Source organism: Streptococcus cristatus, assembly GCF_963529205.1.
Taxonomy (GTDB): Bacteria; Bacillota; Bacilli; order Lactobacillales; family Streptococcaceae; genus Streptococcus; species Streptococcus cristatus_O.
This window is the reverse complement of record NZ_CAURYF010000015.1, coordinates 16,378-29,489: the sequence shown is the minus strand read 5'-3', so window position 1 is coordinate 29,489 and position 13,112 is coordinate 16,378. Positions and strand designations below refer to the sequence as shown.

13 protein-coding genes are annotated in these 13,112 nt (G+C 41.7%); all 13 read right to left on the bottom strand.

The genetic code is table 11. The features are described from left to right. Window positions 1-6: 6 nt before the first annotated feature. The 13 genes from RWS39_RS04710 to RWS39_RS04650 all read right to left on the bottom strand — a co-directional run bounded on the left by RWS39_RS04710 (window position 7) and on the right by RWS39_RS04650 (window position 13,075). Entirely contained in the window at window positions 7-699 is a 693-nt protein-coding gene (locus RWS39_RS04710) for an ABC transporter permease (protein ID WP_314481032.1), read from the bottom strand. Further along, a complete protein-coding gene (locus tag RWS39_RS04705) occupies window positions 692-1,525 on the bottom strand; it encodes an ABC transporter ATP-binding protein (protein ID WP_314481030.1) in 834 nt (277 codons plus the stop codon). The genes RWS39_RS04710 and RWS39_RS04705 overlap by 8 nt, the downstream gene beginning before the upstream one ends. A gap of 209 nt (window positions 1,526-1,734) precedes the next feature. After that, window positions 1,735-2,475, bottom strand: coding sequence for a DUF3169 family protein (locus tag RWS39_RS04700; protein WP_314481028.1), 741 nt, complete (start codon window positions 2,473-2,475; stop codon window positions 1,735-1,737). A gap of 15 nt (window positions 2,476-2,490) precedes the next feature. Next, the gene (locus RWS39_RS04695) at window positions 2,491-2,844 is read right to left on the bottom strand and encodes a PspC domain-containing protein (protein WP_314481026.1); all 354 of its coding nucleotides are present in this window, start codon (window positions 2,842-2,844) and stop codon (window positions 2,491-2,493) included. Between the two features lie 168 nt (window positions 2,845-3,012). Further along, window positions 3,013-3,219 carry a helix-turn-helix transcriptional regulator gene (locus tag RWS39_RS04690; RefSeq protein ID WP_005590740.1) on the bottom strand — a complete coding sequence of 69 codons (207 nt, stop codon included), beginning with the start codon at window positions 3,217-3,219 and terminating at the stop codon, window positions 3,013-3,015. Window positions 3,220-3,230: 11 nt separating this feature from the next. After that, window positions 3,231-3,425 carry an aspartyl-tRNA synthetase gene (locus tag RWS39_RS04685; protein WP_314481023.1) on the bottom strand — a complete coding sequence of 65 codons (195 nt, stop codon included), beginning with the start codon at window positions 3,423-3,425 and terminating at the stop codon, window positions 3,231-3,233. 296 nt (window positions 3,426-3,721) lie between these two features. After that, complete coding sequence (alaS, locus tag RWS39_RS04680) at window positions 3,722-6,340, bottom strand: alanine--tRNA ligase (protein ID WP_314481021.1); 2,619 nt, start codon at window positions 6,338-6,340, stop codon at window positions 3,722-3,724. Between the two features lie 35 nt (window positions 6,341-6,375). After that, window positions 6,376-6,957: an LURP-one-related/scramblase family protein gene (locus RWS39_RS04675; protein WP_314481019.1), complete on the bottom strand. Its 582-nt coding sequence runs from the start codon at window positions 6,955-6,957 to the stop codon at window positions 6,376-6,378. Window positions 6,958-7,095: 138 nt separating this feature from the next. After that, a complete protein-coding gene (gene prsA / locus RWS39_RS04670) occupies window positions 7,096-8,172 on the bottom strand; it encodes a peptidylprolyl isomerase PrsA (RefSeq protein ID WP_314481017.1) in 1,077 nt (358 codons plus the stop codon). A 110-nt stretch (window positions 8,173-8,282) separates the two neighbouring features. Then, entirely contained in the window at window positions 8,283-8,966 is a 684-nt protein-coding gene (locus RWS39_RS04665; protein ID WP_314481015.1) for an O-methyltransferase, read from the bottom strand. Window position 8,967: 1 nt separating this feature from the next. Beyond that, on the bottom strand, window positions 8,968-10,770 hold the full coding sequence (gene pepF, locus RWS39_RS04660; protein ID WP_314481012.1) for an oligoendopeptidase F: 1,803 nt from the start codon (window positions 10,768-10,770) through the stop codon (window positions 8,968-8,970). 20 nt (window positions 10,771-10,790) lie between these two features. Continuing rightward, complete coding sequence (locus tag RWS39_RS04655) at window positions 10,791-11,750, bottom strand: competence protein CoiA (protein WP_314481009.1); 960 nt, start codon at window positions 11,748-11,750, stop codon at window positions 10,791-10,793. Window positions 11,751-11,908: 158 nt separating this feature from the next. Then, entirely contained in the window at window positions 11,909-13,075 is a 1,167-nt protein-coding gene (locus RWS39_RS04650; RefSeq protein WP_314481060.1) for an MFS transporter, read from the bottom strand. Window positions 13,076-13,112 lie beyond the last annotated feature (37 nt).

The window sequence follows — 13,112 nt, the reverse complement described above, 5'->3', positions numbered from 1 at the left end:
CCTCCATCATTTTCGACCTTTACTCAAGACATAAGTGCTTGCACTGATAAAAATAAGAAGCCAAATCACCAAATTAGAGAAATCTTCAATTTTAAGTGAATAGTCTCCTGTTTCAAAGAAGTTGATAAATGGATTCATAAAAGTAAACCGCAGAATATGCTGTATTGTTTTATCAAAACTAGCAAATAGAGGCACGAAACTAATCAGCAACAGCGGAAATAAACTATAAACCTGAGCTTGTGATTGTGTCTTTGAAATACTACCAATAAAAAGATTGATTAAAAGGATAATAACAATAATTAAGAGATTGATCAAAAGATAAATAGGCCATTTGCCAGACAGGTCTACATGCAAATAATATGGGAAAAAAAGCAAGGCAAAGACTGTAAATAGGAAGGGATAAACCAACATGGATAAGAGGTATTCGCCAGAACGAACCCCGCTCAACATCAAGGTTTTTAGATTACGCTTCTCCTTGTCCTCTGCCATCATAATAGATACCATGTAGCCGCCACTCATGGCAAAAGTCATAGGCAGGATCATCTTCAATAGTCCTTGGCCTGCATTGCCATTCTTATTTAAAATCATATTGTACAAAAAGAGGAGGCCAAAGGGCAGCAAGACGGACATAAGCAAAGAAGAGTTTGTCAATAAAATCTGAGTACGCAGCCATGTGAGAGCTTTAATTTTTTTATACATCTAATTTTTCTCCTGTTAATTGAATAAAGATTTCTTCTAATGTAGGTTCGCAAGAATGTACTGTAATAGCTAATTTTAGGTCTTTTGTAGCCAATTCTGAGAACGAAATTTGCTCGGTTTCTCCATTTCCATAGCTAATTTTAACTTTCTTGGCTGTGTTATATTTTTGAATAATAGCTTTCGGCTCGCCATATTCTACTAATACTCCCTTATTTAGCAGGGCCAGTCGATCACAAAGGGCGCTCGCTTCATGCATATCATGCGTCGTCAGAAAAATGGTTGTTCCCTTTTTCTTCAGCTCAAGCAAAAGCTCATGAATCACCTTGGAAGTGCGAGGATCAAGCCCACTCGTTGGCTCATCTAAGAATAAGACTTCAGGATCGTTTAAAAGAGCCCTAGCTAGAAACATCCGCTGCTTCATACCTGTCGAAAGTTTTTCTGCTACAATATTTTTGCTTTCTAACAAACCAACCTGCTCTAAAACTTCATCTATCCGCTCATTTTTTAAATCATATAATTTCGCATATATCTGCAGGTTTTTATAGAGAGTCATCTTTTCATAAAAGCCACTTGTATCAGATACTAGGCCAATTTTCACCAAATCTTGAGCATTAATAGCATCTGAAGCTTTACCAAGGATTTTACTTTGACCATTATCGGCATCAAGCTGGCCTGTCAGGATATTAATTAAGGTTGTTTTTCCCGATCCAGATGGTCCTAAAAATCCGAAAATTTCTCCTTGATCGATATGAAAATTAATCCGTTCTAAAGCTTTTTTCTCTCCAAAACTTTTAGAAATATTCTCCACTTGAATCACTTGTGACATAAGGCCTCTTCTCACTTTCTTACTTATAATAACGTTTAACAATTTTGTACTGGCTGACAGTAACATAAAGATAGATGACCGACACCGCAATCCAAGCCAAAATCGTATCCAATTGGAATAGGAAATTTAGCAGTATCAGTCCAATATAGATACTAGGAAAGATAAAGCTCACTAGTTTCAAACGAACTCCTTTTTGGCCGACAAACAGCTTATTTGAAATATCTTTTAACTGCTTGATAGGAGTCCACATTGATATAGACAAAAATAATGGTTAAGACAATCATGCCAGATACGACCTGCATCGGTGTCCCAGCTCCGACAAGAAAGAGAAGGATATAGAGACCTGGAATGAGTCGCTGATTGAGATTAAAGAGAGTTAAAAAGCTTTGCTCATAATGAGCCTGCAACTCCCCTTCATCATAGGACAGCGCATAGTCCTTCATCTCCTCAATGGTTGGCATAGCAGATAATTTATATTGACGAACCTTCTGAGTGGTTTTCAATACAAGAATTTGACCTAAAATCAAAGCAAGAAACAGTGCAATATCATAAAATGGAATGTGAATCGTTGTCTCTGACCTTAGTATCGGACCTAGGTAGCTCACTCCTACAAAGAGGGTGAATAGAGTCAGAGCAGACGAGATATTATATAAAATCGTCGCATATTCTAGGGTTTTGAAAGTTTGACGATAGAGCTCATAGCTTCTGTCATCATCTTCTTCTCTCTGGTAAGCTCCGTGAACTTTATGCGTCTGATAGAGCAAGAAAAAGGTTACGGGATAGAGAATGAATAAACTCGCTCGACCAATGTTCTTCAGCAGTTCAACATTTAAGAAAGTCGGCCAAGAAATATGCTCAAAATGAGCCATTATAAAACCAACTACCCCTCCTAATATAACAGCAAGAATTAGTATGCCGATATTTCTCAATATTCTTTTCTTTGTTGACATTGTTTTCTCCTATTCTTAAATAAGCGCAGTCAGCCAAGCCATGACTTGGCTAATAAAGTCAGAGACAATTTCCAGTATTTCACGGCCAAATAAAGGTAAAATAATCAGCACTGTCATTAGAAAAATAAAGTGATTTCTGACTTTTTGGCTCATTTTATTCCACAAATAATCCCTTTGTAACCATCCTGCCAGATAGGCATAGCCCAAGGCTACAAAAATCCCTAGCTCAGTTGATGTTAGCACTACAACTGCGAAAATTAGACGAATATAAGCTACTTTTATCCCAAAATAATCTGCCAAACCTGCGCAGACACCAGCAATTTTTGCTTCTTCTTCGTTAACTTTAAAGTTTTCCATAAATTCTTGCATTGCTTTTCTCCTTGTTTTACTTTCCGTCACTTGCGGAAAAGCACTAATATACTTACACAGCTTATCAAGATTAGCTCAAGTACTACCTTGATACAGAACTTGCTTGCTAGTCTTCATGACAAGATAGCTAGCATAAACTATCTACAGTAACTGATTTTTCCTGACTACCTACTCTTCCTCCACTAGGCGAAAGACATTTTCGACACTTTCGTTGAAAATCTGAGCAATTTTGAGGGCAATGACCACGGAGGGCGTGTATTCATCCCGCTCCAGCAAGCTAATCGTTTGCCGTGATACGCCAGCTTTCTTGGCCAAGTCAGTTTGATTCAGCCCGTCTCTGGCCCTCAGCTCTTTAAGTCGATTTTTCAGCTTCATGACAACACCTCTCAGTCTTCTTTCAGTTCAACAGACTTGATATCGTCAATGCGCATGAGCTTGATTCTTGTTTGCCCCTTTTTATTAGTATTCTTCAGCTTAACCCAATCCTCATCAGCATCAACTACCTTCCAGCAATCTGTCCCAAAAACTTCACCGACGATGATCGGTTTTTTCCCAATCATTTCTTTAAAAAAACGTGACATTTCTCCACTCCTTTCTTTATTTCTCTTTAAACGTTTCAACTTCCTTTTTACATTTTTCAATTCACTGGATGACATCAGCCACAAACCAGAAAATATCGGAAGTAGACACCAAAACAATATCTCCATTAGTCCCTCCTTTTATCTTTTCTTCTTAACTTAAATTCATTGTAACAGATTCTTTTCTTTTTGACAAGTATATTTGTCAAAAAAATAAATATTTTTGTCAGAAAGACTTAGATCCTTTACAAAAAAGAAGTAAAAAAGACCAGGACTGAATCCTGATCTTAAAAAATATACTATAATTTACCTGCTACTGCATCCAGCAAGTCTTGGATTTTCGCTTGGTTGCTTCCTCCTGCCATGGCCATGTCTGGTTTACCACCACCACGTCCATCGACGATTGGTGCTAATTCTTTGACAAGGTTTCCTGCATGGAGGTCTTTCGTCTTGCTAGCTACGAGCACATTGACCTTGTCACCGATAGCTGCTACTAGGACAAGAAGGTCAGAGTAGTCTTTTTGTTTCCAGTTATCCGCAAAGGTACGAAGGGCACCTGCGTCTGATACAGAAACTTGGCTAGCAATGTAACGGTGGCCGTTGACTTCCTTCACATCCTTGAAGACATCACCAGCAGTTGCGGCTGCGGCTTTTTCCTTCAATTCTGCATTTTCTTTTTGCAATTGACGGAGTTGCTCTTGAAGACCTTCGACCTTGTGAGGTACTTCCTTGAGTTGAGGTGCTTTCAAAGTCGCTGCCACTGCTTTAAGGGCATCTTCTTGATCACGGTAGGCTTCAAAGGCTTCCTTGCCAGTCACGGCCAAGATACGGCGAGTTCCTGAGCCGATTCCTTCTTCTTTGACAATTTTGAAGAGGCCAATCTCAGAAGTATTGCCAACGTGGGTACCACCACAAAGTTCGACAGAGTAGTCACCGATGGTTACAACTCGGACTTCTTTACCGTATTTCTCACCAAAGAGGGCCATAGCTCCCATTTCTTTGGCAGTGTCAATATCTGTCTCAACAGTTTCTACTGCAATTGCTTCCCAGATTTTCTCATTGACTTGTTGTTCAATGGCGCGCAATTCTTCAGGAGTCACTGCTTGGAAGTGGGTAAAGTCAAAGCGGAGGAATTCTACTTCGTTAAGTGAACCTGCTTGGGTTGCATGGTTTCCAAGGACATTGTGAAGAGCTGCATGGAGCAAGTGAGTCGCTGTGTGGTTTTTCATGACACGAAGACGACGATTGGTGTCGATGCTAAGTGTGTATTCTTGGTTCAAGGCAAGCGGAGCATGAACTTCGACTGTATGCAGCGGTTGGCCATTTGGTGCTTTCTGAACATCTGTTACAGTCGCCACGATGTTTCCAGTAGCGTCCAAGATTTGTCCGTGGTCAGCTACTTGTCCACCCATTTCAGCGTAGAATGGAGTCTCAGCAAAAATGAGAGAGGCAGTTCCTTCAGAGACATCTTCTACTTCAGCATTGTCCGCTACGATAGCCACCAGTTTAGAAGGCAATTGACTGGCATTGTAGTTAAAGACGCTCTCAACAGTGATGTTTTGAAGGGTTTCATTTTGCATACCCATTGAGCCACCCTTAACAGCTGATGCACGCGCACGTTCTTGCTGCTCTTTCATGGCCGCTTCAAAACCTTCACGGTCCACAGTCATGCCCGCTTCTTCTGCGATTTCTTCCGTCAACTCAACTGGGAAGCCATATGTATCGTAGAGTTTAAAGACATCTTGCCCAGCGATGACAGTTTGACCTTTTTCTTTCAAGTCTGCTACGATGCCTTGGGCAAAGTGTTGGCCTGAATGAAGGGTACGAGCAAATGACTCTTCCTCGCTCTTGACGATTTTCTCGATAAAGTCACGTTTTTCAAGCACTTCTGGGTAGTAGCTTTCCATGATTTTTCCAACAGTTGGAACGAGTTTGTAAAGGAAAGGCTCGTTGATACCCAATTTTTGACCGTGCATAGAAGCACGACGGAGCAAACGACGAAGGACATAACCACGACCTTCATTTCCTGGAAGGGCACCATCACCGATAGCAAATGAAAGGGAACGGATGTGGTCTGCGATGACCTTGAAGCTCATGTTGTCGCCATCTTGGTCGTAGACCTTACCAGACAATTTCTCAACTTCACGAATAATCGGCATGAAGAGGTCTGTTTCAAAGTTTGTTTTAGCCCCTTGAATCACCGCCACCAAACGCTCTAAACCAGCGCCCGTATCAATGTTCTTGTGTGGCAATTCCTTGTACTCGCTACGAGGAACAGCAGGGTCTGCGTTAAATTGTGACAAAACGATATTCCAGATTTCGATGTAACGGTCGTTTTCGATATCTTCTGCAAGGAGACGAAGACCGATATTTTCTGGGTCAAATGCTTCTCCACGGTCAAAGAAAATTTCTGTATCTGGTCCAGAAGGTCCAGCACCGATTTCCCAGAAGTTGTCTTCGATTGGAATCAAGTGGCTTGGGTCCACTCCTACTTCGATCCAGCGGTTGTAAGAATCTTTATCGTCTGGATAGTAAGTCATGTAGAGTTTTTCAGCTGGGAAGTCAAACCACTCAGGGCTTGTCAAGAGTTCATAAGCCCAAGTAATAGCTTCATCACGGAAGTAATCCCCGATAGAGAAGTTCCCCAACATCTCAAACATGGTATGGTGACGCGCAGTTTTCCCTACGTTTTCGATGTCGTTGGTACGAATCGCTTTTTGCGCATTGGTAATACGTGGGTTTTCAGGGATAATGGTTCCGTCAAAGTATTTCTTAAGGGTTGCTACGCCAGAGTTAATCCACAAAAGAGTCGGGTCGTTTACAGGTACCAAGCTGACTGATGGTTCTACAGAGTGGCCTTTGCTTGCCCAGAAATCCAGCCACATTTGGCGAATTTGAGCACTTGACATTTGTTTCATTTATGTTTTCTCCTTAATTTTTCTAAATATTTATATTATGATGAAGAGCTTTCCAGCATCTCCACATAGTCAATAGCGACGCAGAGGGAAATAACCAAATCCGAGTAAGCCACATCATAGACACTCACCTGATAAGTGGAGGTCAGATGGAAAAGCTCCTTGGTAATCTCTGCCACGATTTGATTGCGATCATCCAGCAATTTAAAATTTAAATCCCAGATATTGCCCTCAATCCGTAGGTCTAAATTGTCAAACTCATACTTATCACGGAAGAAGGTCAGTTTCTTGCGAATATAAAAGCTTGTCCCGTCATTGAGCTTGATTTCAAACCGAGGCAAAAATGTTAGAAAGATTTTGCTGATCTGGCTAACCGTCTGTCCTTGGGCATCATAGATGGTGAAGCTCTTCGGAATCTGGAAAAATGATCCTTCTACTTGGTAATCTACATTACCTCGATCATCCTTGATATCAAAACGTTCGCCACCAAGACGCAATTTTTGTTTGACAAGATAGATCTTCATCGCTTTACCTCCAGAGTCAAGATAAAAGACAAGTTCCTTGTCTGAAGGGCGAAAAACCGCGGTACCACCTTCATTCAATGAACTTGTCATTCTCATTAGCTATTTAGTTTGAAACATGAGTAGCATGAATTTTCCTCTCACATGGCTCGCAGCACCGCCAATTCTCTGAGCTGAAATCTAGAAAATCAATTCTCAATAGTTTTATTATACTGACTTCTTAGCTTTTCGTCAAGCTTATTCTGCTGCAGGAGCTGGTTTTTCTTCAGTATGAGCAGCTTCTGACTTGCTTTCTTCCGAGCTAGAAGCCTCAGTTTTTGCTTCTTCCGAGCTAGAAGATTGTGATTTCTTTTCTTCTGAACTAGGAGACTGAGACTTGCTTTCTTCTTTAGACGATGAGCTAGAAGTATCTCCTTCTACATATTGGGCAAAGACATTTTGGAAAGCTGGATCCTTCACTTTCAGATTCGCTTCCTTCAATTCTTTAGAAATAACAGAACGAATAAAGCTTGCATCGTTTTGTTTTTGAGTCAGGATTCCCTCTTTTAGTTGTTTCTTGTAATCTGTCCATTTTGCAGATTTTTGAGTTTTCTTCACCAATTTAACAATGTAGTAACTTGCTGAATAGTTCTGCTTACCTCGTACAGTGATCACATCAGAAACGCCATTTTCTTCTAAGGCAAAAGTAGCCTTTTTAACAGCATCCGCAACTGTTGTTGAGGTTGAATCAAATTTCACCTCGCCACCCTTATCTTTGGTGTCCTTATCGGTTGAGTTTTCCTTGGCCAACTGACCAAAGTCTGCTCCCTCAGCCTTGGCTTTTTCAAGCACTTCCTTAGCCTTTTCTTCACTGTCCACCTTGATAATTTGAGCCGTTACTTCTGGTGTATACGTTTCAAAGAAAGCCTTGTAGTTGTCATCTGTCAGCTCTTTTTCAGCTGCTTTCTTAACAGCGTATTCGACCAATTTATTTGCGCGGATCTGGTCTCTGTAGGCATCTTCTGTCATTCCGCTTTGAGCAAGAACATTTTGGAAGGCAGAACCATAAGCGGATTTCATTTTTTCAAAGGCTTCTTCAACCTCTTTATCCGTTACTTTTTTGCCATACTTTTCTTCAAAAACTTGCTTAATGGCCATTTGAAGCAAGACTTGTTGAGAGGCACCATTATTTTTTACTTGATCGTAAAATTCACTGACTGTGATTGTCTCACCTTTCATTGTCACAATATCTTTATCTTTTGCTGTTTGTGAACATGCTGCTAAAGCCACTACAGAAAAGAGAGTTACTGCTCCTGTAAGGATTTTTTTCTTCATTATTTTATCTACTCCTTCAATAAATTCACTTTGTCTATTGTACCATAAATCCAACTTGATATCTTAATTTTTCCTAAAAATTTTTGGAAATCAAGAAAAAAGTGAAGGGATTATTTTTTTCTAATCATAAGTAGCCCATCTCCTAAAGGAAGCAAGCTTGCAGTCAAATCTGGACTATCCAAAGTTGCGTCAAAAAGACTATGCAGTCCTCGGTAAATAGCTCGTTGACCACGCTTAATTTCCTCAAAAGGCTTGGCAACATCGCCACCTTGGAAGACATCATCGATGAGGATCAGCCCACCAGGATTGAGGCGCTTGAGGACTTGAGGTAGAAAGACCACATACTTGGACTTGGCAGAGTCCATAAAGACAAGGTCGTAGGAATCCTCCAGAGTCTCAAGCAGATCCACCGCATCGCCTTCCAGCAGGGTGATCTGCTGACGGCTGTCATACTTAGCAAAATTAGCCTTGGCCAACTCAATCATCTCTGGATTGCGATCAATAGTCGTAATCTGAGCCTGAGGAGCATGCTCCGCCATCAAAAGGGCCGAAAAACCAATAGCCGTCCCGATTTCTAAAATCTTCTCTGGCTGGAGACTTTCGAGTAGCAGGCGGAAGTAAGCTACTGTCTCATGGGGAATCACGGGTACATTTTCAGCTCTGGCAAAATCCTCCAGCTCCTTGAGTCCACCAGCGACCGGCTGGAGACGCTGTCTCATAAAGTCAACGATTTCTTCTTTGACCACTGGCCGGCGCATATTAGGATTAGAGTTTTGGTTGTAAGTCTCGACCATCTTATGCCAGTCCCAACTTTTCTACCAAGGCTTCGAATTCGTCCAGACGACGTTCAAAGACAGCAAAAGCAGCATTTAGGTAGTCTTCTTTTTCCATATCCACACCTGCTTTTTTGATGACATTAAGTGGATAGTCAGAGTTGCCAGCTTTCAGATAGTCCAGATACTTGTCCTTGTCTTCCTGACTGCCATGGACAATCTTTTCAGCCAAGGCAGAAGCCGCTGAAAATCCTGTTGAATATTGGAAAACATAGTAATCATAGTAGAAATGCGGAATCCGAGCCCATTCGTACTGAATCTGCGGATTATCCTCTTTAGTCAGACCATAATATTTTTCGTTCAAGTCAGCGTAGAGTTCATTGAGAAACTCGCTGGTCAAAACTTGCCCTTCTTGGTCAGCCTTGTGGATCGCATGCTCAAACTCAGCAAACTGGGTTTGACGGAAGACCGTACCTCGGAAGCCATCCAAGAAGTGATTGAGGATCGCAAAGCGGGTCGCATCGTCTTCTACTTCTTCCAAGAGCTTCTCTGTCAGGATGTTTTCATTGGTCGTTGAAGCAATCTCAGCTAGGAAGATAGAATAGTCTCCATAGACATAAGGCTGGGTCTCACGAGTATAGCTGGAGTGCATACTATGTCCCGTCTCGTGCACCAAGGTAAAGAGATTGTCCAGCGTATCCTGCCAGTTGAGCAACATAAAGGCATTGGTATCATAAGAACCGCCTGAGTATGCTCCTGAGCGCTTGCCTTGATTTTCATGAACATCAATCCAGCGCTCTGAAAAAGCTGTCTTCACTCGGCTCAAATAATCCTCACCCAGAATAGCCAGGACTTCCTCAGACTTAGCCAAGGCTTCCTCATAAGTGAACTTGTAGTCTGTCTCTGACAAAGGTGTGTACATATCATACATCTTCAAATCAGAAATGCCTAAAATCTTCGCTCGCAAAGCGATATAACGCTGCAAAAGAGGCAAATGCTTATTGACAGCTGAAACTAGGCTGTCATAAACACTCTCAGGAATAAAGTCCGCTGACAAGGACGCTTCACGGGCAGATGAAAACTTGCGGACCTTCGCATTGTAGTTGTGAACCTTGACATTGGTCTGCAGAGTCTTGGCATAGGTATGCTGATACTGCTCGTATACGCTGTAGAGAGCCTCGTAAGCTTCCTTACGGACCTCTCGGTTCTTAGACTCGACCAAGGTGATATAGTTACCATGGCTGAGCTGAACTTCATTTCCATCTTCGTCATGCACCATCGGAAAGACGATATCTGCATTATCCAAAATAGCAAAGGTTTCGCCCGCTGCCCCAAAGATTTCCCCAGCACCGGCCAATAGCTCCTCTTCGCGCTGGGTCAGGATGTGGGCTTTCTTTTTCAAAAGCTTGTCAAAATAATGTTGGTAAAGTTGCAAACCTGGCTGCTCAGCCAAGAAAGCTTGGTACTGCTCTTCTGTAATCGCCATAAACTCAGGCTCATAGAAGGCAAAGCTTTGACCGAATTCACTATAAAGAGTCATCCCCTTAGCCTGATATTCTTGATACTTGGCCACGCGAGTATCCTGGTCGTTCTTCATATGAGCATAGGAATAAAGTTTCTCAATACGGCGCATCAAGTCCAACTGCACTTCAGTCGTTTTTAAGAGACTATCAGCCGAATCCAGCAAATGCCCAGCCAAACTAGCTGCCTTCTTCACTTCTTCTGAAACCTGCGCCAACTCCGCTTCAAAGGCTTCATCTGTTGGGAAAATTGTTGTCAAATCCCAAGTATATTTTTCTTCAATTTCATTTCTTTGTTTTGCCATAGAAATTTCCTCCATCCCTTCTATTCTATCATAAAAGTGGGGGAAATCCTCGCATAAAATACTGGTGGATAGATAATTTGAAGCTGCTTATTTTTTTCAGCCTGATAATAGCGATGAAAGTGCTGGTAATAGGACGTCAAGTCTCTTGTTATTTGGCAAAAGGAGCTGGCTTGGACAGGCCGAACCTGCGGATAAAAATCCTCAGCTGACTTGGTCAGAAGATTGTCTCCTTTTTGATAGAGCTGGGCTTGGAGCTTCATCCAACGAGGCTGCTGGTAATAAAGTTGCTGACGAACATAGCGACAAATCTCCGGATCTTGCTTAGCCAGATAGCTCTCTAGCCCCTGTTTCTGAAAGGGACTGCGTAGGACAGATAAAAGACAGCCTTGACCAAAAGGAAAGGATTTGACCTTGTACTGAGCTCGCCCATGCAAGTCTTCGTGAATGAGATATTTAAGCCGAAGCTCCTGCTTTTTCTCATCCAATTCCCAAAGATGAAAGCCCATATTTTGACTAAAATAAAGAAAGTCCTTTTGCAGTCTCGTCAACGACTGTCTTAGCCATAATTTCTTGCCCAAGAGCCAGAGGACCTGATAGCCATGCTGGCGATAGGACAGGGTTCGTTCTTCAAGTCTTTCCTGACTGAGTGGACTGCATTGGACCTCCAGGGCTATACGACCGTCCAACAAAAGATCAGCAATCTGCTTTATCTCAGGCAAAAAGGCCTCCACCTGAACCTCTTGGCTTTGCTTCCCCCAGCTATAAAGTCCAGCTTTCAGGTTCAAATGCTCCGCACTTTCATTTTCCGCATAAAACGAACAATTTTCAAGAGAAATATGAGCAAAATGCGGTCGCATGACCCTTCCTTTTTTGAAGCGAACCGCTCCCGAACAGGCCGGACAAAAGAGTTGTTCGCCTAGAGACGGCTGATTTTCCATGGCATTCAGCAAAATCCCCTCTTCATTTTTCGCAAGCAACATGAGTATTTCCCTTTCAAAACAATGTCTTTTATATCTTTATTCGTAATTAAAACACCAAAGAGAGGGCTTGTGAAATGGAACGAAGTATTATTTATTCTCTCACTTATGTAATCTCCCAAAACAAAAACGAGCTGAAAAAATTCCAGACTCGTTTTTTCTTATCCAAATAAATTCTGATTCTTTTTTTCAGGAACTTTCAAAAATAGAGCAAGCAAGAGCACTAGACCTATAATTGCTGCCAACATGAGATTCATACTACCATAGCCAAAACGATCTAAGATAGAGCCTGACATATTCTGGATGAAAATTGTTCCTAGATTTCTCCCTGTCTGTAGTAACGCAAAAGCGGTCACCAAATATTTTTCATCCACCAAATTTGCTACGATGCGCAGACTAAGCATGGTCAGTACCATACCAGAGGCATGCTTGGAAAGCAGGGTGACTGCAATTTTCGAGAATAAGCCAAAGTTCAAAGCATAAACCGCATACTGGAGGAGCATCATGCCCAAGCAAATATAGAGCAACTTTTTGACAGAGATTTTATCCATGAAAAGGTAGGAATAAAAGATTAAGGGAGCCTCGCATAGTACAGAGACAGCCACAACAGTTGTTGCCCAATCAACACTCAAGCCGCTAGATTCTAGCATGGACGGAATATAGGTATGCCCTGTATTGCCCACTCCAGAGTAAAGGGCGACAAGAATCAGATAAAAAAGATAGGTTCTGTTTTTAAGAATGGCTGAAAAGAGCGATTTTCCTCTTTTTCCAGTTTTTTTCGTCAACCTATCCCGCTTAGGATTCATGCCAAGAACCCCTATAATACTCAGCAACATAGTCCCGATAAAGACCAAATAAATGGCCTGGGGAGAAATATTTTTATAAATCAAACCTGCCAGCTGTGAACCGACGGCGTAACCGATCGTTCCCCAAATTCGGATTTTCCCATATTTATAAGGACTTTGGGTCGCCAGTACATCCATCACGGTACCCACCCCATTGATAAGCATCAAGACAAAACTGTACCAGATGGCTAAAAGCCATAGATTATCAGCCTCCATGAAAAAGATATCTCCCAGAATAATCAGGAAAAAACTGATAAGCGAAACCCTCTTGATGCCAAGCGTATCAGTTAACAGCCCCATGATTGGCTGAGCCAGCATGGAAGAAAAGAAAGAAGCTGATACGACGATAGATACTTGACCAGCCGTGTACCCCTTATCCAGCATATAAACGGATATCAAGGTTGAAAACAATGAATTGGATAGAAAATAAAAATTATACATCAAAAAATAAGCCAAATAGCTATTAGAAAACTTTTTTCCCATCATCAAAACCTCTCCAAAAATAGAATAAAACCCAGTT

Excerpts from the sequence above, each read along its gene's own strand:
- RWS39_RS04710 (WP_314481032.1), bottom strand. The coding sequence starts at position 699 with ATGTATAAAAAAATTAAAGCTCTCACATGGCTGCGTACTCAGATTTTA.
- RWS39_RS04705 (WP_314481030.1), bottom strand. The coding sequence starts at position 1,525 with ATGTCACAAGTGATTCAAGTGGAGAATATTTCTAAAAGTTTTGGAGAG.
- RWS39_RS04700 (WP_314481028.1), bottom strand. The coding sequence starts at position 2,475 with ATGTCAACAAAGAAAAGAATATTGAGAAATATCGGCATACTAATTCTT.
- RWS39_RS04695 (WP_314481026.1), bottom strand. The coding sequence starts at position 2,844 with ATGCAAGAATTTATGGAAAACTTTAAAGTTAACGAAGAAGAAGCAAAA.
- RWS39_RS04690 (WP_005590740.1), bottom strand. The coding sequence starts at position 3,219 with ATGAAGCTGAAAAATCGACTTAAAGAGCTGAGGGCCAGAGACGGGCTG.
- RWS39_RS04685 (WP_314481023.1), bottom strand. The coding sequence starts at position 3,425 with ATGTCACGTTTTTTTAAAGAAATGATTGGGAAAAAACCGATCATCGTC.
- alaS (WP_314481021.1), bottom strand. The coding sequence starts at position 6,340 with ATGAAACAAATGTCAAGTGCTCAAATTCGCCAAATGTGGCTGGATTTC.
- RWS39_RS04675 (WP_314481019.1), bottom strand. The coding sequence starts at position 6,957 with ATGAGAATGACAAGTTCATTGAATGAAGGTGGTACCGCGGTTTTTCGC.
- prsA (WP_314481017.1), bottom strand. The coding sequence starts at position 8,172 with ATGAAGAAAAAAATCCTTACAGGAGCAGTAACTCTCTTTTCTGTAGTG.
- RWS39_RS04665 (WP_314481015.1), bottom strand. The coding sequence starts at position 8,966 with ATGGTCGAGACTTACAACCAAAACTCTAATCCTAATATGCGCCGGCCA.
- pepF (WP_314481012.1), bottom strand. The coding sequence starts at position 10,770 with ATGGCAAAACAAAGAAATGAAATTGAAGAAAAATATACTTGGGATTTG.
- RWS39_RS04655 (WP_314481009.1), bottom strand. The coding sequence starts at position 11,750 with ATGTTGCTTGCGAAAAATGAAGAGGGGATTTTGCTGAATGCCATGGAA.
- RWS39_RS04650 (WP_314481060.1), bottom strand. The coding sequence starts at position 13,075 with ATGGGAAAAAAGTTTTCTAATAGCTATTTGGCTTATTTTTTGATGTAT.